Origin of the sequence: Hymenobacter sp. BT188 (assembly GCF_014333585.1) — a bacterium.
Classification (GTDB): Bacteria; Bacteroidota; Bacteroidia; order Cytophagales; family Hymenobacteraceae; genus Hymenobacter.
This window is the reverse complement of record NZ_JACSCW010000003.1, coordinates 215,179-236,225: the sequence shown is the minus strand read 5'-3', so window position 1 is coordinate 236,225 and position 21,047 is coordinate 215,179. Positions and strand designations below refer to the sequence as shown.

Sequence of the window (21,047 nt, the reverse complement as noted above, 5' to 3'; positions counted from 1 at the left end):
TAACAACGAGAGCAACAACGAGACACAAATATGTGTCTCTACTTGGCCTTGCGGATGTATAGGTTGCCGTTTAGCGACTTCATCATAATCTCGGCGCCGCCACCATTGATCTTACCGTAGCTCCAATCGTCGGTGCTGACGCGGTAGGTACCGCCCTGAGCTGTCTTGTTGACTTTGGGGGCACTTTTTTCAGTGGCCAGATCGAAGTCACTGTAAATCTCGCCCATATCGGATTTCATCTTGAAGGCGGCTTTAGCGTTAGCGGGAAAGGTCACATCGACTTTGCCGTTCACGGTAGAGAAAGCCATAGGAGCACCGCTAGTGACGTTTTTGAAAGTAGCAACCACGGATCCGTTTACCGTATTGGCCACCGCCGAACCCGACACCTGCTTGAGCTGCACGCTGCCGTTCACGTTGCTGACTTCCAGCTCTCCACTCACGTTCTCCACCACAATATCGCCGTCTTGCACCGTGCCGATTTTCAGCGAAAACTGCTGTGGTACTTTGATTACCAAGTCGATAGGCTGCTGCCAGGAGTTCGTCTTGATATACACTTTGTTGTCTCGTTCCTCCGCCGTTAGGTCGAAGCTCGGGTTGCGGTCGATGCGGCGCATTCCAGAGGCGTCGCCGGCTGGCGCACTTCGGCCGCGTCGTTCGCCACGGGCTGATGCCTCAATTACAACGTCTTTGCCGTTGTAGCCCACCACATTGATGGAACCGCCTACTAGTTTCACGTTCAACGAACCGGGCTTACCGGGCGAGGTCAGCGCTACGACTACCTGCTCTTTTACCTGCTCACTTGTTTGCTCCCTCGTCCTCTCCCGGGTTTGGGCGAGAAGCGGCAGCGAAGGAGTCAGTAACAGTGCTAGCAGACTGGCTTGGAGTAGTTGGCGAAGGCGGAATTGACTATGCAAAGGGGATTTCATTTGGTTTGCTGTTTGATGGTCACGTCGCCGTTGAGGGTCTCGAAGCGGAAGTCCTTTCCGCCCTTACCCAGCCGTACCGCTGTGTCCTTGGTTAATTTGTATTTGGTACCGCTGCCAGTACTTTGCTTGTTTTGAGTTACTTGTACCGGTAGCGTTTCCACTTGGGGGAAGTCCGTGAACAGTTCGCCGTGCATACTTTTGAAATGCACATCCGCTGAGAAGTTGGCGGGATACGTCACCTTGATATCCCCATTGATGGTGTTGTAGGAGGAAGCTTCGGGGGGGCTGGCCAGGTAGGTAGCTTCCACATTGCCGTTCACGGTGCGCGCTTTCGTGGTGCCCTTCACATTCTTAAGCGTAACTGCGCCGTTCACGTTGTAGGCGCGCAGCGAACCGCTGACATCTTGCACCATCACCTCGCCATCATTTACTGTCGAGACGTGTACGTGCATTTGCGACGGCACTTTCACCACGTAGTCGATGATGGCTTTGTATTCTATGTCGCGGTCATTGTTGCGGTTGTTATTGCGCCGGGGGCGGGAGTCGTACGGCTCAGAGATGTAGGCGATAACACTATCGCCGCGCTGCTCAAAGCCTAGCTTTACCTCCTTCACGCCCTGCTCTATGGTTTTCGCATCGGGGCCGGTGATGGTTTTGGTGGCTTCGATAACCACTTTATTGCCACTGTAGCCTTGCACGCGCACCGAGCCGAAGATGTTGTATACAGCCAGCGTGCTACGAGCGGCGTCAGCGGTGAGCGCAAACTCTTTGTTGATTTTTTCAGTGTTTTCGCGGTCTTGAGCCCAGAGCTGGCAGCTAGACAATAGCACCAACAGACCGATCAGGCTGGGGAGAAAGGAACGTTTCATCGTAGTCGTTTGAAATGGAGGGCGCAGCAGGCTGGCCGTTTGACAAGTTTTTGATGCTTTCTTTGATCTTATCTTTCACAGTCTGATTCAGATCAGGCTGCTTGAGCAAGCGGCGCAAGGGCTGCACCGACCGCTTTTCCTGGAGTTGCACCATCACATCGGCCAGGGCCGACTGCACCAGTGGCGACTCCTGCTGCGGTAATGATTGCACGAGGCCCATTCTTACTTTCGGCTCATCGGCCAGTTCGGCCAGGGCTTCCAGCGTGGCGAGGCGCACGTTCACGTTATCGTCATGATTCAGGGTGCTGAGCAGAGCGTCAATCACGCGGTCATTGGGGCCGCTTATTTCCTTGGTGTAGCTCACGGCCCGCAGCCGCTCACTGGCCGAGGGGTTCTTGATGAGCGAGAGCAGCATTACCTGGCGCATTTGCTCTACCTGCGTGGTCAGCGTGGCGAGTTGCTGCTGCTCCGGCGTGGCGGCCGTTTTTTTATTGTTCAGCCAATACCCGCCTATTAGCCCAATAGCCAATAAGCTGAGGCCGTATGCCAGCCGCACCGCGGACTGGGGCAGCATTAAGCTTTGTAGCCAGCCAAAAAAGCCCCCCAGCGGGTTAGCTGATGCCGTGGGCAGGCTTTCTTTGTAGGAAGCGAGCATAGCGTAGAACTCAGGACGCAGGTTTTCGCTGGGCTCCGGCACAGGCACGCTGCCCAGCATCTGCCACATCTGCTGCATGGTTTGCAACTCTTCCTGGCACTCGGGGCACTTGGCTACGTGAGCCTCCAGCGCAAACTGGTCGGCATCCGGCAGCTGGTGGTTCAGATAATCAGGTAGTTGCTCTTTTATGTGGTCGCAGTTCATTGCCTTCCCATCAGTTTTCAATTCGCAAGTAGATTGACTTCAATTCATTCATGGCCCGGTGCACGCGCACCTTCACGGCCCCTTCGGTCGTGTTCATCACGCGGGCTATTTCCTCGTATTTCAATTCCTGGAAGCGGCTCAGCACCAACACCTCGCGGTTTTCGGCACTTAGCTTCGCCAGGGCGCTGTGCAGGGCAGCTACTTCCTGCTCGCGCTGGAGCTGCTCATCAGCTCCCATTCCGCCGCCAATCTTCTCGGCGTAATCGGCCACATCGGAATGCCGAACCGAGTGCCGATTCTTCTTCACATGGTCGGCCAGCACGTTGCGGGCCAGGTGGTACATCCAGGTTCTGAACTCCCCGTCGCCAGTGAAGGTGTGACGGTATTTCAGCATCCGGTAGAACACCGTTTGCACCAGGTCTTCGCTGGCATCGGCCTGGCCCAGCATGTGATACAGAAAGCCGAACAGCTTGCGGTGGTAGCGCTCAAAAAGCAACCCCATCCGGTCCACGTCTCCGGCCTTCACCCGAAGCATGAGCGCATTGTCTGTGAGCGAGTTCAACCGGTTGAAAGGTAGTTTTTGGGCTTATTTTGATGTGGACACCGCGCCAACTCCCGAAGGTTACAGGAAGTCGTCAACTTTATTATAAAAAAGCCCCCCAGACCTATTTACCCAACCTCAAAGTGCAGATACAGCGGGCTGGGGGCTTTTTTAGCGTTGGGTTCTTCTGTGTCGGTTAGGTTTTCGCAAAGAATGTAGAGACGCGACACTTCGCGTCTCCTCGTTGAACGACCAACCGCGTGGTAACTAAACAACTAAACAACCTCAGCAACGGGAGACGCGAAGTGTCGCGTCTCTACAGCCAAACTGGACGGGGGGCTTTTTTCAGGCGCGCGACTCCGGCAGCCAGACTGTGAACTCGCTGTACTCACCGACTTCCGAGTTCACCGTGAGCGTGCCGCCGTGGCCTTTGGTGACAATGTCGTAGCTGAGGGAGAGGCCCAGGCCGGTGCCTTCGCCCGGCGGCTTGGTCGTGAAAAACGGGTGGAAAATCTTGTCGATGACTTCCAGCGGAATGCCCGTGCCATTGTCGCGCACCCGCAGCAACACGCCGTTCACCGCCCGCTGCGTACTCACCGAAACGGTTGGCTTATAATTATTGCCGGGCGGCAACTGGGTAGCCTTTTTATGAACCGCGTAAAAGGCATTCGTAAACAAATTCAGCAGCACCCGACTGATATCCTCAACTACCACGGTTATGGGCGCCAATTGCAGGTTAAAATCGGTAGAGAGGGTAGCGTTAAAGTCTTTGTGCTTGGCGCGCAGGCCGTGGTAGGCCAAGCGCAGGTACTCGTCGGCCAGCGCGTTCAGGTCCGTGGGCTGCCGCTCCCCCCGACTGGCGCGCGAATGCAAAAGCATGCCCCGCACAATGTTGCCGGCGCGGTCGGCGTGCTCGTTTACCTTCTTCTGACTTTGGGCCAGATCATCCAATAGCATCGTTATGGTGTGCTTGCGCTTTTCCGAAATGGGCTCGTGGTCCAGTTCCTGGCGTAGCTCTTCCACCAGCTCTATGCCCACCTCCGAGAAGTTATCAACGAAGTTGAGGGGGTTCTGAATCTCGTGGGCAATGCCGGCGGTGAGGGCACCCAGGGAAGCCAGCTTTTCCTGCTGCACCAGTTGGTCCTGGGTCTTCTGCAAATGCTCCAGCGACTGGCCCAGGGTTTCGTTTTTCTGGCTGAGCATCTGTTCCTGCCGAAAGTTTTCGGCGCGGAAATAATACACCACAAAAAACAAGGTCATGAAAAACAGCAGCACGTTGGCATTATAGAAATACGAGCTATCCTTCACATAAAGAAAGGGTTGCACATGTTCCATAGCGTATCGTACCGCAAAATAAGCGGCCAAGTTGAGCGAAAACAGCATGAGTATTTTCCAGAATTTGCGGAAGAACAGCATGGCGACAATGCTGTTGGAAATCAGGTAATACTCTACCCCATCGTACCTGCGGGCAACAGCAATAAACGAGCACAACACCGTGACACTCAGAATGCAGTAGTAAGCCGAGGCATTGTAGCGCCGGTAATGATTAAGAATAAAAGGCGGCAAATTCAGGAAAACGCCCGCGAGGCAGATCCGAAACGTTAGCCAGTCGGGGGAGTTGAAGAACACGACAACGTAGCCGGCATAAATGGTAATCGTAATAGCGCTTATACCATTCAGCAGTCGCACCCGCTTCCATTGCCATTCGGTAAGCTCCTTGTGCACTCCGATGTTAATGATGCGCTTCCACACTTGCTGAAAGGGCAAAATTAGCTTAGCCAGAAGCCCAGCCGGAGCACTATCCCCCGCCGACTTGTGAAGTGTGAGCATAGCAGAACTAACTGACTAAGGGTAGATTGATGCTGAAGCCACCAGAATGACAAGGGCGTGTCATTACCGTTGCTTATGGCTTAAGAAATGAAACAGATAGGCTGAATGGTTAAGAATAAGTAATTTAGTTGAAATGGATTCATTTATAATTGTTCCGCCTATAATCATACTGCATTTAGTTTTGCTCATCTACCCGTTAAGGCCCTGCGCAGGCCGGTTATAGTGCCTTTCTTACTCCCTCACGCTTATGCCTGATCAGACATAAGTATTTTGTCTTCTTACGAGCATAACCGGCTGCAGAAGCTGGTATTTCTCGATACCGCATCAGAAGCACCCCTGCCTATTATGCACTGCTATCTGCCTATAAGAGCTCTGCTGCTACTGGCACTTATTTGTGTCATACGGGTAGGAATGGCACAATCGGGCGCTGACACGGCTGTTTATTTCGATAAAATGCCCCCCGGCGGTATTGTACTCGATAAGGGCTGGAAATTTCAACCCGGCGACAATGAGCAGTGGGCGCAGCCGGACATCGACGACCGAAACTGGCAACCGATCAACCCCACGCTTCCGCCCCGGCAGCTGCCGCAAGTGGAGCAGGCGGGTATTGGCTGGCTGCGGCTGCGCTTCCAAGTAAGTCCTGAGCTTCAACGCAAAGCCCTGATATTGACCGTTTCCCAATACGCCGCCTCAGAGATTTACCTGAATGGGCAGCTGCTGCGTCAATACGGAGTGGTTAGCTCCATACCCGTGCTGGTAAAGGCTTATTGGCCCAATAGGGAGCCTATCGAGTTGCCCCTCGCTGATGAAGACGAGCAGGTACTAGCCGTGCGAATTGCGCACTGGGGGGCTTTTTCCACCTTCAACGATTTTTTTGTCCCCACTTTCTTTCAAGGGCATCTGGGCGGCCTGCAGCAGATCGAGGAAGAGTTTAAGCAGGAAGCCAAGTATAAGGTGGCTGACATGCTTCTGTTTGGGGCGCTGCTCCTGCTAAGCACGCTGCATGTCGCTTTCTATGTCTATAACCCAAATCAGCGGGCTAATTTTTACTTCGCGCTGTATACTATGGCTGAAGCCAGCGCCTTTTTCTGCACTGGTTTTCTGGATGATATAGGCGCGCATGGGCTACGCCTTGGAATGGATATCGTATCCTACGCGAGCCTACAGATAGGGAGCGTGTTGGCCGTGCGGGCGCTCTACAGCTTCTTCTATATGCGCGTTGGGCGCATTTATTACGCCCTCTGGATAGCCAATATTTTCAGCTTGTTGCTATTGATGTTCGGGCAGGGGCTCCATTGGTATCCTACCGTGGGCTTTATGCTGCTGGTTACAGCAGAGCAGCTACGCATTACCATAGGCGCCCTTCGGCAGGCGAAGCGGGCAGCGGGCATTATTGCGCTGGGCTTTGGCATCGCCTTCGTACTGCTTCTGACATTCGCTTTGCTGTCTATAGTACAGTCAGAAATTCTTCGGCAGGAAGTACTGGGAATTCCGCTGCATACGATGCTCACGTTCTCCGCTTTTCTGTGTCCCGTACTGGCTATCTCGCTGTTTCTGGCCTGCCGCTTTGCCCTGGATAGCCGCCTGCTTATGATAAAGCTGGCCCAAGTACGCCGACTTTCGGCCCAGACTACGGCCCAGCAGGAGGAAAAGCAGCAATTGCTGGCGCAGCAGAATGAGTTGCTAGAACAGCAGGTGCAGCAGCGTACTGCGGCTTTGCAGCAAACCCTGAGCAACCTGCAAGCCATGCAGCAGCAGCTGATTCAAAGCGAGAAAATGGCCAGCTTGGGCGAACTGACGGCCGGCATCGCCCACGAGATTCAGAACCCCTTGAACTTCGTCAATAATTTCGCCGAGGTAGGAGTGGATCTGTTGGCAGAACTGAAAGCCGGCCCGCTAATAAGCTTGCCTGACAAAGAACGAAAATCGGCCGAGGAGTTGGTTGATGACCTGTCGCAAAACCTTGAGAAGATAACCTACCACGGCAAGCGGGCCGATAGCATCGTGAAAGGCATGCTGGAGCATTCGCGCGCCAGTCGGGGGGAGCGACAGCCCACGGACCTGAACGCGCTGGCCGACGAGTACCTGCGCCTGGCCTACCACGGCCTGCGCGCCAAGCACAAAGACTTCAACGCTACCCTCTCCACTGATTTCGACAAGAATCTGGGCCTCGTGGAGCTTGTACCGCAGGAAATAGGGCGTGTGCTACTGAATCTAATTAACAACGCTTTCTATGCCGTACAGCAGCGGCAGCGGCTAGGGCAGGCAGGTTACCGGCCCGAAGTGTGCGTTGCCACCAAGCGCCTGAAAAATGAGCAGGTAGTTATCGGGGTGAAGGATAATGGCATGGGCATTCCGGAAGTCATCCGGCAGAAAATATTCCACCCGTTTTTCACCACCAAGCCGCCGGGCGAAGGCACCGGCCTGGGCCTCTCCCTTAGTTATGATATTGTCACCAAAGGCCACGGCGGCACCCTTACCGTCAATACTAAGCCCGGCGAATACACGGAGTTTGCGGTATCTCTACCAATAAGTCAGGAACACGTACAGACACAAACACTAAGTTATTCCATATGAGAAAGATCTTGGTTGTCGATGATGAGGCTGACGTACGGCTCCTGTTTGAGCAGCGCTTCCGGCGGGAAATCCGTGAGGGAATATTCTCGTTTTCTTTCGCTTTTTCTGGCGAAGAGGCTTTATCATATCTAGAGCAAGAGCCACACTATTCGGAAGTAGTGCTGATTCTGTCCGACATTAACATGCCGGGCATGAGTGGCCTGGAACTGTTGCGCCTGATTAAAAAAGATCATCCGATTCCGCCCCCACTGGTGATGATGATTACAGCCTATGCCGATGCCGAGAGTTACAACAAAGCCATGGAGCTGGGAGCCAATGATTTTTTATCAAAGCCGATTGATTTTGCTACGTTAAAGCAAAAGCTTCTTCTCCTGAACACTATCTGAAAGCCGCGCTATGAAAACCAAAATACTGGTGGTAGATGATGAGGCTGACCTGGAGTTGCTGATCAAGCAGAAGTTTCGACGCAAAATTCGGGAAGGCACCTACGAGTTTCGGTTTGCCCACGATGGGCAGCAGGCGCTAGATAAACTTAAGGAGCAGCCTGATATCGATATCGTTCTGTCTGATATCAACATGCCCGTGATGGATGGGCTGACGCTGCTGACCAAGCTGCCCGAGGTGAACCCCACCCTGAAAACCGTGATGGTTTCGGCCTACAGCGATATGCAGAACATCCGCACGGCGATGAACCGGGGCGCCTTCGACTTCGTGTGCAAGCCGGTGGATTTTGCTGACCTGGAAGTGACGCTGGAGAAGACGATTGCACAGGTAAAGCAGCTACGCGAAACGATTCGGGCTATTCAGGAGAACAACATCCTGAAGATGTACGTGGACGAAACAGTCATCAACTTTATGGCCCGCCCAGGTCTGGAAAACCGCCTGATGGCCAGTGAAAGCATTGAGGCTACGGTGGTCTTTATTGATATCTGCGGCTTTACTGCGCTGGCGGAGAAGCTACAGGCCGACGCGTTGGTGCGCTTGTTGAACCTGTACTTTGACCAGATGGTGAAGGAAATCATTGCGCAGGGCGGCTACATCGACAAGTTTATGGGCGATGCGGTCATGGCTGTTTTCCGGGGCACCTTTCATCTCGACCGTGCCATCGATGCGGCTCTATCAGTACGGACATTACTCCAAACCAACTCGGAGCCCCTCCCCGATGGCATTACGTACCGGCCTGATGTAGCCATTGGCATCAGTACGGGGGAAGTAGTGTCGGGCAATATCGGGTCGGCCTCCCTGAAGCGACTGGATTATACCATCATCGGGGACACCGTGAATCTGGGGCAGCGCTTGCAGTCGGTAGCCCAGCCAGGGCAGATTCTTATTACTGCGGCCACTTATGAGCAGGTAAAAGAGTCGTTCCAATGTCAGCCCGTGCAGGAATTCACATTAAAGAATAAAGCCCTACCCGTAATGACGTATGAGGTGATATCGTAGCATCATTTTCGGCAGGCTAGGTTTTCGCCGCCACCAATCGCTTACAGGGATGGTGGTGCAAGCACGGCTCTTATTTTGGTACCGGCTAGTAGGGAGCCACCAGTCAGGCGGTGCAGCCGCAGGTCCACAAACAGAGAGCCCTCGGCTGTGATGTGGCTGCCCAATACTACACCGCTCGCAGCGAAGGTCTTATCGTCTGAGCGGCTGATATTTGCCCCCCAGCCCGGCGCAATAGGCTGAACATAAGCACTGGGAGGCATTATTTTAATCTGGAAAGGCTCTAGCTCCAGTAGCGAAGCCACCACGGTGTTTGGCAACAGGTAAGAACTACCATCAATGAGGCGCTCAGCAACCAAGGCGTTGGTTGGTGCGGTTATAAAGTTGTGGTCGTAGCCCTTCACCAGAATATCGCCTTTATGTACATATTGGCCTGGCACAAAGAATATACGCTTGATCCGGCCCTTGGTGTGAGCAAGCAGTGGATAATGCCGACTGGTTGTCACGATGCCCGGCAACTCCTCCAATACGGGCAGCGGCGCATCCGTGAGAGCATCTTTGCTCACAGTCGTAATTTGTTTCGCTGCCCGCTGAGATGTGTCGTCTGCTTTTTCTGCCGACGTGCCGCGCCGCCAGCACCCGCTACAGCTCACGGCGACTACTAAGGCTATTGCAGTAAATGTCTTTGTAGAAGAAACAAAAAAGTAGTTGTGGCCCATATATAATGCATCTACTTGAAAGCTAAGCGCTACCAGATACTTAGTAGCCAAGAAGCACCGAGCAATAACCAGGTAATAAGTCGAGGGCTGGGGGGCTTATTTTCACATTGTGCAAGCCTGATCTGGGTACACTGCAAGCAAGGGACCCAAACCGTTTGTTTGGAAGACTACTTCGTGAATAGTACACCAGCGATGATACTAAAATACACGATATTAAAATTATTTCAATATGCTATTGAAATAAAGAGTCCCGACTTAGTACTAGCTGATTCGGTCGTCATCATCGATTTGAAATATGTGACTTATCCCCACTTGAAGCGCTTAATCTTGTCGTCCTATATGTTTAAGTGCTTCTGAGAAACGAAGCACGTCAGAATGTGACAGTCGTAATTTTTAAACTATACCAACAACTTCGCTGTCATCACATTCCCAAGCCCGACCCAATTAGGACAGTTGGTAGAAACCGCCAAGCAGAAACAAAAAAAGCCCCCCGAAACCGGGGGGCTTTTTCAAGTGATGTGGAGCTGCAGGGTTTCGCCCTATTGGATGATTACGAACGGAAACGGACGGGAAACAGCCCTACGCCCGCTGCCGGCACCGCGCACACGTCCATGCTCAGCCGCGCACTGTCAGTAGAACTGGCAGTAAAAACGGAAGCTACTGCCACCTTCTGCCAGGCCCTGAGCAGCAGGGGCGCGTAGCGCTCGAGCGAATCGTAGCCGTAGGCGCTCAGCCCCATCGTATGGCCCAGGGCCAGCTCCTTTAAGTTCTGATCCCCGTCGCTGCCCCAGAGCACTAGATCGGCGCCGGTGTGGCGGGGCGTGTGGGTGGTGATGGCCTGCCACATGGGCAACACTTCCTCCTCGGGCTTACCCATCTTAAAGCGCACCCGCACGTGGCCCCGCTCCAGGCCCGCGCGCTGGGCGAGCTCTTTAATGAAGAGGTTGCGCTTTTGCTGAACCACCACGGGCACCTTGCCCTGCCAGGCTTCCCAGATCTGTGCCGCCGCTGGGGGCAGGGGCAAGGTCAGGTACTCATTGGTTTTGGTCTGGTAGAGGCGCAGCACGGGAATAGGCCCCACCCCAGCCACGTCTTCCACGGCCACGTTATGGGCTTTGAGCTTGCGCAGGTCCGAATCGCGCAGCAGCAGCTGAGTCTGGAATATGGTGCGTTCCTTTTCCCGCTGCAAGTACGGGGGCAGGTCGGTGAGCTGCAGCAAAAGGGTGAACTCATCACGCCGCAGCGAGGCGGCCCGGCCGTACTTGGCGGTGAACTTGAGCCAGCTGGGCACGAGTTGCTCGCTGAGCAGAAAGCACACGCGCAGAAACTTGACATGGCCAGCGATGGTGCTATCGCTCAGGCCAGCCTGTTGCAGGTAGCCTAGGTAGTCGTAGAAGGTGACCTTGGACAACTGGGCGAGGGTGAAGCCCGGATGAAAGTCCTCCAGCCGCCCGAGCACCTGCTGGTAGCGGCGGGCCGCGTCCGTACCCTGGCCGGGGTGTTCCTTTTGCCAGAGGGCGTAGAGCTGGGCGAAGCTCTTTTCCGGGGCGACCTCCTGCTCAGGGGCAGCCAGTTTCTTTTTGCGGGGCAGGATGGCTTTCACGGCCGCCTCCAACTGGGCGGGCACCACGGGCTGGTTTAGCGCCTCGGCTTGGTTGAAGACCTGGAGCACGGTCTTCTCGATGTCGGCCAGGCGGGTGTTGAGCTGCGTCTTATTCAGCTCGCGCTGCACCTTTAGAGCTTTTGCCGGGGTGAAATTTTCGGGCTGGCACTTGACCCCGGTGGAGAGGCGCGCGCGCTGGCCTTGCCAGGCGATATCTAAGAAGATCAGGCAGCGCCCCATTTTATCGGGCGTGTTTACCCACTGGCGATACGTCAGCTTCATAGCTTGTCTTCCTGAAAATTAGCCGGCTTGCACTTGACGCCGGTGAGCAGCTTCAGGCGCTGCCCATCCCAAGTCACATTGAGAAAGATGACGCCCCACCCCACCTTATCGAGGCGGTCGGTGCGCTGGCGGAAGGTCAGGTTCATCGAGCACTTAGCTTGTGGGCGTGCGTTATTCTGAAGGTGGCAGGCATGTTAAAGAGTTGTGACCGAAAACTGCTTATTGTAATCAAAATTCAAACCGCTTCAGAGAACCAATTATTTTACTGTAATCAAGAAGATAAGCAAAGGAAATCACTGTTTTCGTGCCTTTTTTTCTAAGAGCAAACCTAACAAATTGAAGCGGATTATTAATAGAATCATTCAATTTCAATGCTATAATGTTATTAATATCTAATTCAGAAAACGTTTCTTCAATAAATAATTTTTTTTCTTTATCATTTATAGCAAATTCGTTTCCATATTTTTGAATTGATTTTAAAAATAATCTTATCGGATTTGAACTTTCGCTATATTCACTGAAAAAAGACAGTGATGATAATGAAAATTTATTATTTATATCATGCATTTCAACACCACGAAATATACTTCGTTCATTCTCTTTACCAGGCTGAAGATGAAATACAACCGTAACTTTTCTGGACCTTATTTCAAATTTATTCGAACAAAATATATTTTTAGAATTTTCATCATGACAATAAAATACATCATTAGATGATCTTATAAGCTGTAGTATCAATGGAATACTCAATGATAACCCTTTTAATATTGGCTTCATCTCTTGCCCAACAATTATCTCACGACCTTTCAAAAATTCCGTCTCAACACGATGGGATTTTTTTGAAATAATGGCCTCATCTCTCGAAAAAGCTAAATCCACGTCCATGAACGCATAGCTTTGAGTGTAATTCTGAAGTCTTTGTCTTAATTGGGTTAATTGAACTAAATCATTATAATCTACATTTGCAGGCCATCCCTGCCAATTTTTTAATTTATTGAGAGAATCTTTACTTACATACCCATCAAAATCAGCTATAACTCCGCGAAGCTTCATTTCTATATAATTAGAAATTTCGGCAACAGCATACAAAAAATTTAATTTATCATTCATGATTTTGATATTTCAATAATTTCAAAATCGTTAGACTCTAAATTACTTACAACGTACTCAGTACTCAAAGGATTAGCTTGCTTATCAACAGACACCTTAACTAACTTATCTTTAATCAAAGTAGCTGGTATTATGTAAACTAATGGCTTGTAATCTTGAATTGTTGATAAATTTATTATTTCATTTATCACATTAAAATCATCAATATTTATGACCTTTTCTTTTAATTTCTGCAGTGCACCGTTTTTCAAACCATTTTTGTTTCGCTCTATACTTGCACTATGAAAATCCTGTGATTTCAAATCCTCTATAAATAAATAATATATATATTTAGGTGATGAGCTAACTGGAATTCTTTTGTATATATCATAGGGCCCTAAGATTGAAGGATCAAAAACAGGAGAACACCATGCAAAGTGTATACCTCCGTAATACCTCTCGCTTATAAAATGTGATAGATGTGTATTTGTAGAGTAGTAAACAAGCGGCTCTTTCATATAGAAAAGTCAAATTTTAACCAAAATCTCTTATGCTTTAGTGTAGTTTTGATATTTAATAATTATTTAAATATCAACTCACTATCACTTTTACTGTTCTAGAATTTCATAAGCAGCATGTCTGATATAAGCATCCAGTCTGTCAGTTATGAAATTATATTTTTCTATTTTTAAATTTTCCTTGACAATACTTATTACGGTAGCATTATGAGCTTTAAACTCGTCAACTGATTTAATTCTTAAAGCGGTTAACGCATATTCGACTTTATTCTTTAAAATTTCGCTTGTTAGTATCTTTTGTTTAACATCTTGTTCAATATATGACCTTGTATTTTGATCACGTGAATTTTGATCTTGAGATACTCTTATACTAGCTACCTCTTTGGTTAATAATTCTACAGCCTCCTTTAAGCCAACAGTTTCTCTTGTAATATCTGATGCCTCTATTCGTATATCTGAAAAATAGTCGAGGTAGGGTTTGTATGGAATGGGGCTATCAGGCTTAGTGCTATGATAAGTATTAGTAATTCTTTTACTTAATCTTTCAATAAAATCTTCTGTATCATAGTATCGAAGCCCTTTATCATATCTTTCATAAAATAATTGATTCATATCAAACGGATATTTGCCGTCCTCATCATATATTATTATAATAGGTTTCTTCGAGGCTATACGCAGGCCCAGTTCTAACATTACATTAGAATTAAAGCTACTAACGTCACATATAACAATGTCATTATTGAAAATATTGGCAATAATATTTGCATGCATAACATTGCTAAACGAATTGTCACTTACAATTTCGCAAGTAAACTGCGCTTTCGATGCAGCCTTTTTTACAATATTTAGAACTTGTTGCCAATGACCTGATATGTAACCAGATGTATCACTTATTGGAATAATAACGCCACAATGCCCTAGTATATCTTTAGTATTATTTGCAAGTTCTTGTTCGTCTGGCGCTGCGTTTTTCTTAGACATATTTTTAATTGTAAATCGAGTGATTACAAACTGCTACTTTGTTGTGCAGGTAAAGGCGAAGGCTATTATTGCTTATTTGGTATCGCTATCGAGAGTTGGTGTTCATACATTAGCAGCATGGAAAAAATTAAACGACGCAACGAGTATCAGCAAGGTATTGCTACCGGCTTTGTGGTTGCTCAGTGGCTGATATTGCTGGCTTATTTCGGCTATCAACTAGGATGGTGGTAGCCGAATCCTTTCTAGGTAGGGCTTGATGTTGCCGTAGCTTTTGCACTTGGCTTTCCAAGACTTTCAGCCGGTGATCTGATACAGTGTTGTTGGCATTAGCCTGCCAAGCGACGCAGGTGGCAATAGCCGTAGCAATGAAACTGCCTGCCGTCAAACCAATATTTATCCAGCCCACACGCGTTGTCGAGATTTCCTGGCGTACGGCTCGCTCTTGTTGGGCTTGTTGCTCTGCCTGCATCTGCTCTAAAAAGCCTTTGTAGCCGCCGGCGCCATAGGCAATTTTCCGGCCCTTGGGGGAAAGGGTTATCAAGCCGTGGGTTTTTAGGCTATTGACTAGTCCTTCGTGCCTCAGGCGCTGAAGTAGTATTTCGGCTTCGTGGCCCTTAAAGGGAAACTCTTCTATTTCGTCAAATATGAAGACCAATCCATTGCCAGTAGACTCCTCTTGCAGCATGTACGCGATCAAGGCGTGTAGATAATTAATCTCCTGCTCTGGTGTCATAATATTAATCCTCAGCGGGCATATAGGTGAATTCCCCACTTTCCCCTACTCCTGTAACAGCCTTTTCTTTTCTGCCTCAAACTGCTCCTCGTTCATTCTCCCCTCGCTACGTAGCTTCTGCAGGACCCGCAATTCCTCATCGACGTAGCTTTTGGAAAGCTGCTGGCGCACAGCTGGCTTATCTGGCCAGAGCAAGACGACTATTAACACCAGGCTCACAAAACCGAATGCAATTACGAGGACTTCAGTGTCTCCTATATCACCTAGAAATAGGAGCAAAGACGAATACATAGCGTAGAGATATGGGTTCAAGGTATTAATCCTCGGCGTGCATACAGGTGGATTTCTTCCTTTCCCCTAACCCCGCATCAGCCTTTGCTTCTGCGCCTCGAACTCCTGCTCAGTTAGGGCTCCTTCTTTGCGTAACGCCTGTAACTTGAGCAACTCATCAGCAACGGAGCTAGTAGACTGGTGCTGAACCACGACTGGCTTGGATGGACGGAAGATGCGCCATAGCACAAGGATGAAGAGCAGCACTGACAGCATGCTAATCAGCATGACTTCGGTGCCGCCTATGTCACCGAGAAACAGAAGAGGAGATTGGAGCATAATAGAAGTAGGTATAGTGGTATTGTATTAGTCTTCAGCAGGCATAAATGTGGATTCCCCCACCTTCCACATGCAATCAAGACGGTCGGTGTGCTGGCGGAAGGTCAAGTTCATGGGTTGCCCTTCACTGATGGTGCTGACAATCGAGCTGAATCCGGTTGTGTAAGAGCGGTCCGTACGGAAGTTGGCTCTGCTTCTAGCCTCGTTAGCTGTTGCTCTAATTGAGTGACGCGTAAATTCGTAGCATCCTGTGCCTCTTCCGCCTGCCAAGCAATGTAAAGCGATGCTAAGACGCTAGCTATTGCTATGAAAAGGCCAAACAGTGCCCATCTGGCGCTCCGGACGGCCGCGTTCGCACTAATACGATTCAGTCTTAACTGCTCGTCTATTTGTCCTTGCTGCCTGTCCTTCTCGCGTTGTAACGCTGCTTGCCGCTCTTTGTAACCGCCCGATTCATTTGCTATTCTTTTTCCTTTATTCGTTAGTTCGGCCGTATCAGGTTGACCGCGCTGGTTGGTGATTTTTACTAATTTCTCCTCTTCCATGCGCTCTTGCAGAAGATGAGCATCCAACTCTGAATAATGAAAGAGTTCTATACCCTGCAAGTAATCGAACACGAAACGGTCATCCAGTTTATTCAAGTAATCGAGAATAGAGTGGATATAGCCTATCTCCTGATCTGGTGTCATCATAGCGCATAATTCTTAGCAGATATCAGATAACTCGGGCTCTGATCACATCCACTACCCGCCATAGCCGGCGCAGATCATTGCTCTTGATGGTGACCTTACCGGCTCGTTCATTATCAGAGTGCAAGGTCAAAGTTCCATCTGTGAGCAGGTCATTATCCTTAATGCGCTTAATGACTAAAGAACTGCCGAAGTCCACGACGTACACACCGGAGCTTACATACTTGAAGTCACTAGGATCAATGGGATAAGCCGCCACCCACATGCCGCTACGCAACTGGGGCTCCATTGAATCACCATCTACTTCAATGGCAATGCTACCAACCTTATGTAATTCTGAGCTGGGGTTATAGGCCCGCATAATTTCCAAGTCACTATAGTCAGAGCCGCTGCCGGCCATTTCCATGAATAAAGTCCGCGCACGAACTGGTACTGCGGGCAAGTTCAAAAACTCTTCGAGAGTTGAGGGATGACGAAAGCGAACATCCTTCGGCTCACCTATATATGGTTTATTACCAGTGGCGAATGCTACATTGGGTTGAGGTTGAGTGCCAGTTTCAATGTATGTTGTATTGCTCTTGTACAGTTCTGCCAACTTCTGTAATAAAGGCCGTTTAATCTTAATAGAATCATCTGCTTCATAACTTGAAATACTTGCAGCGCTGATTTTAAAACCTAGTTTATTTAATTTTTCAGCTACAGCCCTTTGGGACATACCCGTATTTAGACGCAAATCAATTAAGCGTCCAGCTCGTGTGAGCTTGGACAAAGATTGGGGTGGCATGGCATTCTCAGTTGTGGTTAGCTGAACAAAACAAGGCAATTTTATTCAATGCTGAAAAATATTTCTACTAACGATTAGAAATGAACATAAATGTTCAGTAAGTTTGTCTAGCTAGTTCGGAATAGACCGTTATAAGGAAAAAACGATTATTCGACATACAGTCCAGAGCCATCTCTACATAGATGGGTTGAACGATCACTACAGCGTTTACAACCAATTAGACTTAATAGGCTTACCAAATATGCGCAAGAAAACCGCTGCTGCTCTTTTAAAAATTGGTTGAACATTGCTCCTTTTTTTTGCCGACCGTGTACAGGAATGAACAGATAACAACACTTTTCAATAGTTTTTAATCTTTAATAATGAACATGGAAACTATATGCTGCTGCTCCAAACGCTATGTCCAAATATCGAATTCAACGTTCGCAGGGGTTCTTGTTGACCGCCAAGTCTGTGCTTTAGCTCAAGCTCAGATCTTAAGCAGACGCTACATTCTCACCACTAAGCAGACTCCGGGACTAGGCTATGATGACCGTTTACAGGTACGCCTGGGTATTGGTCGCACTAAAGCATACCAGCTTATCGCTCAGGGTATGCTTACGACTCGGTATATGGGAGGTAAACACATCATTTCCGAAACGGCGGTGCTACGCTTCTTGGATCCAGAGAGTTCTCCGATAGTAGCAACGAAAAGTCCAGGTTTGCATCAGCTTAGTTAAATGCTTTAACTACTTCTCTAGCCCGCCACCCCAATCAGTTCTGTTGAGCGCCCATCGCTGATGCAGTATTCTGCTAGTAGTACCTTAATTAGAAAACTTCAATCAGGTCTTTTTTAATCAAAAAGAATCCAGCTCAGCCTGCTGCAAAAGATTTTGAGTGCTTAGAGAAAAATCTAGAGACTTGCATTGTAGCATTTTTCAGTGATACCTGAAAAGGGTTTATCTCAATGCCTTCATAAAAAAGCAAGTCGCTCATACTATCAAGTGGTGAGCTACTCGCGCCAAAAGTCTCCCATTCTAGGCCCAACATATCAGTAAACATTTTAGCTTAATGCTTTCCATGCAACTCACTGTTCTGCCCGGCGGCACCTTCACCATTCAGCTTTCCGCGCCCCAAGAAGCACGCGTTATCGCGGAGGTGGCGGCGCTACGAGCCAAGGAAGAAGCGGAGCAAGCTGCCAAGAGTAAGGTTTACACTCTAGAGGAATTGCAAGACCGCATGAAGATGGGCCGCACCTCCCTGCTTAAGTACCTCAATACGCCCGAAGGCAGCGGTGGTATCCGTCATCGCAAGGCTGGTGCTAAGTACCTAGTCAGCGAGCAAGCAATTAGGGACTGGTTTGGCGACATCGCTGACGCTGACTAATTCTTTTCATCCCACTTTCAATTCCATCTGCTATGCAAGCCCAACAGTCTGCCATCACCGCTTACAATGAAACCCGCGCCGCAGAAGTGGCCTTACAGCGCGCCTGCTTAGTGCTGAACATTCCCTTATCAGTGGTGCAACCGCTGGCTGATCTGAAAATAAAGCAGGCCTGGCAGGCTGTGCAGCAATCTCCGCTTGATCGATTCTGCCATACCGCCCCTAATGCGCAACTTTAATTTTACCACTATTTCCAATCTTACCTAGCTAATGCCTTCACTGCACAGCTAGAAGTGCTCATCCTGTTGCTGAATAACTCTTTAACTCTGCGCCACAATCAAACAAAAGTATTGATAAACATTAACCTCTTGAAACAGAGTTGGCTACGCAGCTGATGGCATTCACACACCAGTCCATCAGGGCGCGTGATGTCAAGTGAACAAACCCCGGCAAGCCCCGCCCGGAAGCCTAAGTCAAGAGAGCAGCCAAGCGAAGAATTAGCATCCAGGGGCTCTCAATTTGTCTAGTTATTCTCTCTATTAGCTCTTTGGTAAGGAAGGGCACTACAGCTGTCTCAATACTGTGCTTTATGATAAGCACTCAAGGGCTTATCACCCACTTGACAAAAAAGCCATCGCCCAGGCGCATCTCCACTGGGGTGACTAAGTCCTGCTAGCACCCGGCTCCATCATGAACGCTACTGCCCAACGCTTCATGCGTACTGACGCTGCTGGTGGCGATCAACTGCTCTTTAGCCCCGCCTTATGAAGCTAACACCAGCGGAGTTACCGCTAACGCTAAGTGCCGACGTATTGCGTCTGCCTTATCAGCCTGCTGTACGTTTGGTACTAGCAGAAATAATCTCTTTGCACGCAGCTACCCGGGGCTGTTGTGACTGCTCCGATGCGCATTTGGCTGCACGGCTTACCATCTCCACTGATACCGTTAACCGGGCGGTGAAACAATTAGAGGCGGATGGCTTGGTGATTAAAAAGGTGGTAAAGGAGGCTGGCTTTTATCGCACCTTAAAGCCTGTTATTGCCCTCATTGAATTGAAGGCTGCGACTAACCCCTACCCGCAAAATGCGGGTAGCCCCACTACCCGCATTTTGCCCCTAGACTACCCGCAAAATGCGGTGCCCCCTACCCGCATTTTGCCGGACCCCCTACCCGCAAAATGCGGCACTAATACTATCACTAGTAATCTTTCAATAGAATCTTCCAATAAATCTTCCAGTGCCACGCACCAGGCTGCGGCTGAAAAACGGGAAGTTGATTACTCTTCGTCCACGAGGAGTGAAAAGGCAGTAGGAAGTTACCACGCTCAGAGTCCCGACGCTTCGGCTTCGCACACCAGGGGGCGGGCCGCGAAAACGCTAGCGAAGCCCTCGTCTAACAGCCGACGACGGGAAGTTCTGTTTGCTGAGTCAGAGTACGCAGTCTTCGAGCACTTCGCTGCCGCCTTTGCTGGCACTGACTACGCCCTGGCCAACCTGCGCTATTACCACGAAAAGATTCTAGCCTGGCGGCAAAAAGGGGATATACCTCGGCGCCGTGACTGGCTGGCTACCGCTAAACAATTCTTCCTTTATGACATCTCTGCTAACTGCCTCGTCCTTGACCCCAACACACAACCCTACGGCGGCGCTTACCAAAGCCCCGGCCACCCCAGAGCACGCCCTACTGCAACTGGCTATGTTTCCAAGTACGACCGTCAGTGAGCTAGCCCGCACTCCTAACGAGGAGGCTCGCACACTCGTGGCCGAACTTTCCATTGGCCTCACGCCACTCGTGGCAGCCCAAGCGCCTAAGCTATTCCAGCTCAACCGCCACCTAGGCCAAGCGACCGTCACTAAGCTACTCGTGGTGATCCTACGCGCCTTCGTAGATTCAGTAAAAGTACCCTCGAAGCCAGACGCAGCCGACATCATCGAAATGGCTGACACGCTGGCACAAACCTACACACATGATAGTCTCAAGGATATTATTCTAGCCTTGAAATACATGCGTACTCAAGGCACGAAGTTTTACCAAGCTCTAGATAGCAGCGCGATTTATAGGGCCATCACAAGCTACTTTTATCTTAAAGTAGCCACTTTGGAAAATCAGCACTTGGATCAGAGGATACAGGGTTACTCACGTGATGTGGTCATGGTAGCATGCCTGGGGGTAGAGACTCCGCAGGTGCTAGACAATATCGCTGCCCGCATTCCGCTGGATCATCCCAACCGCGAATCCCTGCGCCGACGCCTGAGTATTAGCAAGGCTCGTAAAGAGCGTGGTCTAATCAGCGAGGCCCAGCATCAGCATACTCAGGCCGAGCACCGACAAATGGCCACCCGCCAGGAACGCAAGGATTGGAAGGGCAAAACAAAGTATAAGGCTGTATAATCCATACGGATAGTACTTATATAACCAGACTATACAAGGCAAAATTATTCTTCGAGCCGTGGACTTGCAGCGGCAGCTAAAAGGATTGCGGGTACTGCCCCTAACACAATATGTGCAGAAGCAAGTAAAACGCTTGCTTTTACTTACGATTCTATAGCTACTGTAATTAATCCTACTCTTCTTGAGCTACTGGCTCTTGAGGACACTCTTTATGACAGATGCAGATAAACCTATCACCCCAGTTA

The 21,047-nt window shown here is 49.7% G+C and carries 23 protein-coding genes; 7 read left to right on the top strand and 16 right to left on the bottom strand.

The features are described from left to right. Positions 1-38 precede the first annotated feature (38 nt). The 5 genes from H8B13_RS09135 to H8B13_RS09115 all read right to left on the bottom strand — a co-directional run bounded on the left by H8B13_RS09135 (position 39) and on the right by H8B13_RS09115 (position 5,025). A complete protein-coding gene (locus tag H8B13_RS09135) occupies positions 39-926 on the bottom strand; it encodes a DUF4097 family beta strand repeat-containing protein (protein ID WP_187310500.1) in 888 nt (295 codons plus the stop codon). After that, entirely contained in the window at positions 923-1,795 is an 873-nt protein-coding gene (locus H8B13_RS09130) for a DUF4097 family beta strand repeat-containing protein (protein ID WP_187310499.1), read from the bottom strand. The genes H8B13_RS09135 and H8B13_RS09130 overlap by 4 nt, the downstream gene beginning before the upstream one ends. Continuing rightward, the gene (locus H8B13_RS09125; protein ID WP_261990297.1) at positions 1,743-2,675 is read right to left on the bottom strand and encodes a HEAT repeat domain-containing protein; all 933 of its coding nucleotides are present in this window, start codon (positions 2,673-2,675) and stop codon (positions 1,743-1,745) included. The genes H8B13_RS09130 and H8B13_RS09125 overlap by 53 nt, the downstream gene beginning before the upstream one ends. Further along, complete coding sequence (locus H8B13_RS09120; protein ID WP_187310962.1) at positions 2,665-3,189, bottom strand: RNA polymerase sigma factor; 525 nt, start codon at positions 3,187-3,189, stop codon at positions 2,665-2,667. The genes H8B13_RS09125 and H8B13_RS09120 overlap by 11 nt, the downstream gene beginning before the upstream one ends. Before the next feature lie 351 nt (positions 3,190-3,540). Continuing rightward, positions 3,541-5,025: a sensor histidine kinase gene (locus tag H8B13_RS09115; RefSeq protein WP_187310498.1), complete on the bottom strand. Its 1,485-nt coding sequence runs from the start codon at positions 5,023-5,025 to the stop codon at positions 3,541-3,543. Between the two features lie 411 nt (positions 5,026-5,436). Here H8B13_RS09115 and H8B13_RS21195 point away from each other — a divergent pair, with 411 nt between their 5' ends. From H8B13_RS21195 to H8B13_RS09100, 3 genes are read left to right on the top strand one after another with little or no spacing between them, the layout of a single operon-like run. Beyond that, positions 5,437-7,602 carry a sensor histidine kinase gene (locus H8B13_RS21195; protein WP_261990296.1) on the top strand — a complete coding sequence of 722 codons (2,166 nt, stop codon included), beginning with the start codon at positions 5,437-5,439 and terminating at the stop codon, positions 7,600-7,602. Beyond that, positions 7,599-7,988 carry a response regulator gene (locus H8B13_RS09105; protein ID WP_187310497.1) on the top strand — a complete coding sequence of 130 codons (390 nt, stop codon included), beginning with the start codon at positions 7,599-7,601 and terminating at the stop codon, positions 7,986-7,988. Before H8B13_RS21195 ends, H8B13_RS09105 begins: the two co-directional genes overlap by 4 nt. 10 nt (positions 7,989-7,998) lie before the next feature. Further along, on the top strand, positions 7,999-9,045 hold the full coding sequence (locus H8B13_RS09100) for an adenylate/guanylate cyclase domain-containing protein (protein ID WP_187310496.1): 1,047 nt from the start codon (positions 7,999-8,001) through the stop codon (positions 9,043-9,045). Positions 9,046-9,086: 41 nt separating this feature from the next. Here the strand turns inward: H8B13_RS09100 and H8B13_RS09095 are convergent, their stop codons facing one another. The 11 genes from H8B13_RS09095 to H8B13_RS09045 form a co-directional block, all read right to left on the bottom strand. Next, positions 9,087-9,608: a hypothetical protein gene (locus H8B13_RS09095; protein ID WP_187310495.1), complete on the bottom strand. Its 522-nt coding sequence runs from the start codon at positions 9,606-9,608 to the stop codon at positions 9,087-9,089. A gap of 703 nt (positions 9,609-10,311) precedes the next feature. Beyond that, positions 10,312-11,646 carry a phage integrase SAM-like domain-containing protein gene (locus tag H8B13_RS09090; RefSeq protein WP_187310494.1) on the bottom strand — a complete coding sequence of 445 codons (1,335 nt, stop codon included), beginning with the start codon at positions 11,644-11,646 and terminating at the stop codon, positions 10,312-10,314. Beyond that, positions 11,643-11,792, bottom strand: coding sequence for a hypothetical protein (locus tag H8B13_RS09085; RefSeq protein ID WP_187310493.1), 150 nt, complete (start codon positions 11,790-11,792; stop codon positions 11,643-11,645). The genes H8B13_RS09090 and H8B13_RS09085 overlap by 4 nt, the downstream gene beginning before the upstream one ends. An 82-nt stretch (positions 11,793-11,874) precedes the next feature. Continuing rightward, the gene (locus tag H8B13_RS09080; RefSeq protein ID WP_187310492.1) at positions 11,875-12,756 is read right to left on the bottom strand and encodes a hypothetical protein; all 882 of its coding nucleotides are present in this window, start codon (positions 12,754-12,756) and stop codon (positions 11,875-11,877) included. Continuing rightward, on the bottom strand, positions 12,753-13,253 hold the full coding sequence (locus H8B13_RS09075; RefSeq protein ID WP_187310491.1) for a hypothetical protein: 501 nt from the start codon (positions 13,251-13,253) through the stop codon (positions 12,753-12,755). Before H8B13_RS09075 ends, H8B13_RS09080 begins: the two co-directional genes overlap by 4 nt. A gap of 90 nt (positions 13,254-13,343) precedes the next feature. Beyond that, entirely contained in the window at positions 13,344-14,234 is an 891-nt protein-coding gene (locus H8B13_RS09070; RefSeq protein ID WP_187310490.1) for a hypothetical protein, read from the bottom strand. 160 nt (positions 14,235-14,394) lie between these two features. Further along, positions 14,395-14,931, bottom strand: a complete 537-nt coding sequence (locus H8B13_RS09065; RefSeq protein ID WP_187310489.1) for a hypothetical protein — start codon at positions 14,929-14,931, stop codon at positions 14,395-14,397. Positions 14,932-15,012: 81 nt separating this feature from the next. Next, a complete protein-coding gene (locus tag H8B13_RS09060) occupies positions 15,013-15,258 on the bottom strand; it encodes a hypothetical protein (RefSeq protein WP_187310488.1) in 246 nt (81 codons plus the stop codon). 66 nt (positions 15,259-15,324) lie between these two features. After that, positions 15,325-15,576, bottom strand: a complete 252-nt coding sequence (locus tag H8B13_RS09055) for an SHOCT domain-containing protein (protein WP_187310487.1) — start codon at positions 15,574-15,576, stop codon at positions 15,325-15,327. A gap of 110 nt (positions 15,577-15,686) precedes the next feature. Then, positions 15,687-16,268 carry a hypothetical protein gene (locus H8B13_RS09050; protein ID WP_187310486.1) on the bottom strand — a complete coding sequence of 194 codons (582 nt, stop codon included), beginning with the start codon at positions 16,266-16,268 and terminating at the stop codon, positions 15,687-15,689. Positions 16,269-16,290: 22 nt separating this feature from the next. After that, entirely contained in the window at positions 16,291-17,049 is a 759-nt protein-coding gene (locus tag H8B13_RS09045) for a helix-turn-helix transcriptional regulator (RefSeq protein ID WP_187310485.1), read from the bottom strand. A gap of 1,059 nt (positions 17,050-18,108) precedes the next feature. On the opposite strand from H8B13_RS09045, the gene H8B13_RS09040 reads away from it, so the two are divergent. From H8B13_RS09040 to H8B13_RS09025, 4 genes are all read left to right on the top strand, one after another. Next, positions 18,109-18,414: a hypothetical protein gene (locus tag H8B13_RS09040; protein WP_187310484.1), complete on the top strand. Its 306-nt coding sequence runs from the start codon at positions 18,109-18,111 to the stop codon at positions 18,412-18,414. Between the two features lie 32 nt (positions 18,415-18,446). Beyond that, complete coding sequence (locus tag H8B13_RS09035) at positions 18,447-18,650, top strand: hypothetical protein (RefSeq protein ID WP_187310483.1); 204 nt, start codon at positions 18,447-18,449, stop codon at positions 18,648-18,650. 525 nt (positions 18,651-19,175) lie between these two features. Beyond that, entirely contained in the window at positions 19,176-20,132 is a 957-nt protein-coding gene (locus H8B13_RS09030; protein WP_187310482.1) for a hypothetical protein, read from the top strand. Next, complete coding sequence (locus tag H8B13_RS09025; RefSeq protein WP_187310481.1) at positions 20,107-20,802, top strand: hypothetical protein; 696 nt, start codon at positions 20,107-20,109, stop codon at positions 20,800-20,802. The genes H8B13_RS09030 and H8B13_RS09025 overlap by 26 nt, the downstream gene beginning before the upstream one ends. Positions 20,803-21,047: the final 245 nt, after the last annotated feature.

Coding starts and splice junctions, on each gene's coding strand:
- H8B13_RS09135 (WP_187310500.1), bottom strand. CDS start 926: ATGAAATCCCCTTTGCATAGTCAATTCCGCCTTCGCCAACTACTCCAA.
- H8B13_RS09130 (WP_187310499.1), bottom strand. CDS start 1,795: ATGAAACGTTCCTTTCTCCCCAGCCTGATCGGTCTGTTGGTGCTATTG.
- H8B13_RS09120 (WP_187310962.1), bottom strand. CDS start 3,189: ATGCTTCGGGTGAAGGCCGGAGACGTGGACCGGATGGGGTTGCTTTTT.
- H8B13_RS09115 (WP_187310498.1), bottom strand. CDS start 5,025: ATGCTCACACTTCACAAGTCGGCGGGGGATAGTGCTCCGGCTGGGCTT.
- H8B13_RS21195 (WP_261990296.1), top strand. CDS start 5,437: ATGGCACAATCGGGCGCTGACACGGCTGTTTATTTCGATAAAATGCCC.
- H8B13_RS09105 (WP_187310497.1), top strand. CDS start 7,599: ATGAGAAAGATCTTGGTTGTCGATGATGAGGCTGACGTACGGCTCCTG.
- H8B13_RS09100 (WP_187310496.1), top strand. CDS start 7,999: ATGAAAACCAAAATACTGGTGGTAGATGATGAGGCTGACCTGGAGTTG.
- H8B13_RS09090 (WP_187310494.1), bottom strand. CDS start 11,646: ATGAAGCTGACGTATCGCCAGTGGGTAAACACGCCCGATAAAATGGGG.
- H8B13_RS09085 (WP_187310493.1), bottom strand. CDS start 11,792: ATGAACCTGACCTTCCGCCAGCGCACCGACCGCCTCGATAAGGTGGGG.
- H8B13_RS09080 (WP_187310492.1), bottom strand. CDS start 12,756: ATGAATGATAAATTAAATTTTTTGTATGCTGTTGCCGAAATTTCTAAT.
- H8B13_RS09075 (WP_187310491.1), bottom strand. CDS start 13,253: ATGAAAGAGCCGCTTGTTTACTACTCTACAAATACACATCTATCACAT.
- H8B13_RS09070 (WP_187310490.1), bottom strand. CDS start 14,234: ATGTCTAAGAAAAACGCAGCGCCAGACGAACAAGAACTTGCAAATAAT.
- H8B13_RS09060 (WP_187310488.1), bottom strand. CDS start 15,258: ATGTATTCGTCTTTGCTCCTATTTCTAGGTGATATAGGAGACACTGAA.
- H8B13_RS09055 (WP_187310487.1), bottom strand. CDS start 15,576: ATGCTCCAATCTCCTCTTCTGTTTCTCGGTGACATAGGCGGCACCGAA.
- H8B13_RS09050 (WP_187310486.1), bottom strand. CDS start 16,268: ATGATGACACCAGATCAGGAGATAGGCTATATCCACTCTATTCTCGAT.
- H8B13_RS09045 (WP_187310485.1), bottom strand. CDS start 17,049: ATGCCACCCCAATCTTTGTCCAAGCTCACACGAGCTGGACGCTTAATT.
- H8B13_RS09040 (WP_187310484.1), top strand. CDS start 18,109: ATGCAACTCACTGTTCTGCCCGGCGGCACCTTCACCATTCAGCTTTCC.
- H8B13_RS09035 (WP_187310483.1), top strand. CDS start 18,447: ATGCAAGCCCAACAGTCTGCCATCACCGCTTACAATGAAACCCGCGCC.
- H8B13_RS09030 (WP_187310482.1), top strand. CDS start 19,176: ATGAAGCTAACACCAGCGGAGTTACCGCTAACGCTAAGTGCCGACGTA.
- H8B13_RS09025 (WP_187310481.1), top strand. CDS start 20,107: ATGTTTCCAAGTACGACCGTCAGTGAGCTAGCCCGCACTCCTAACGAG.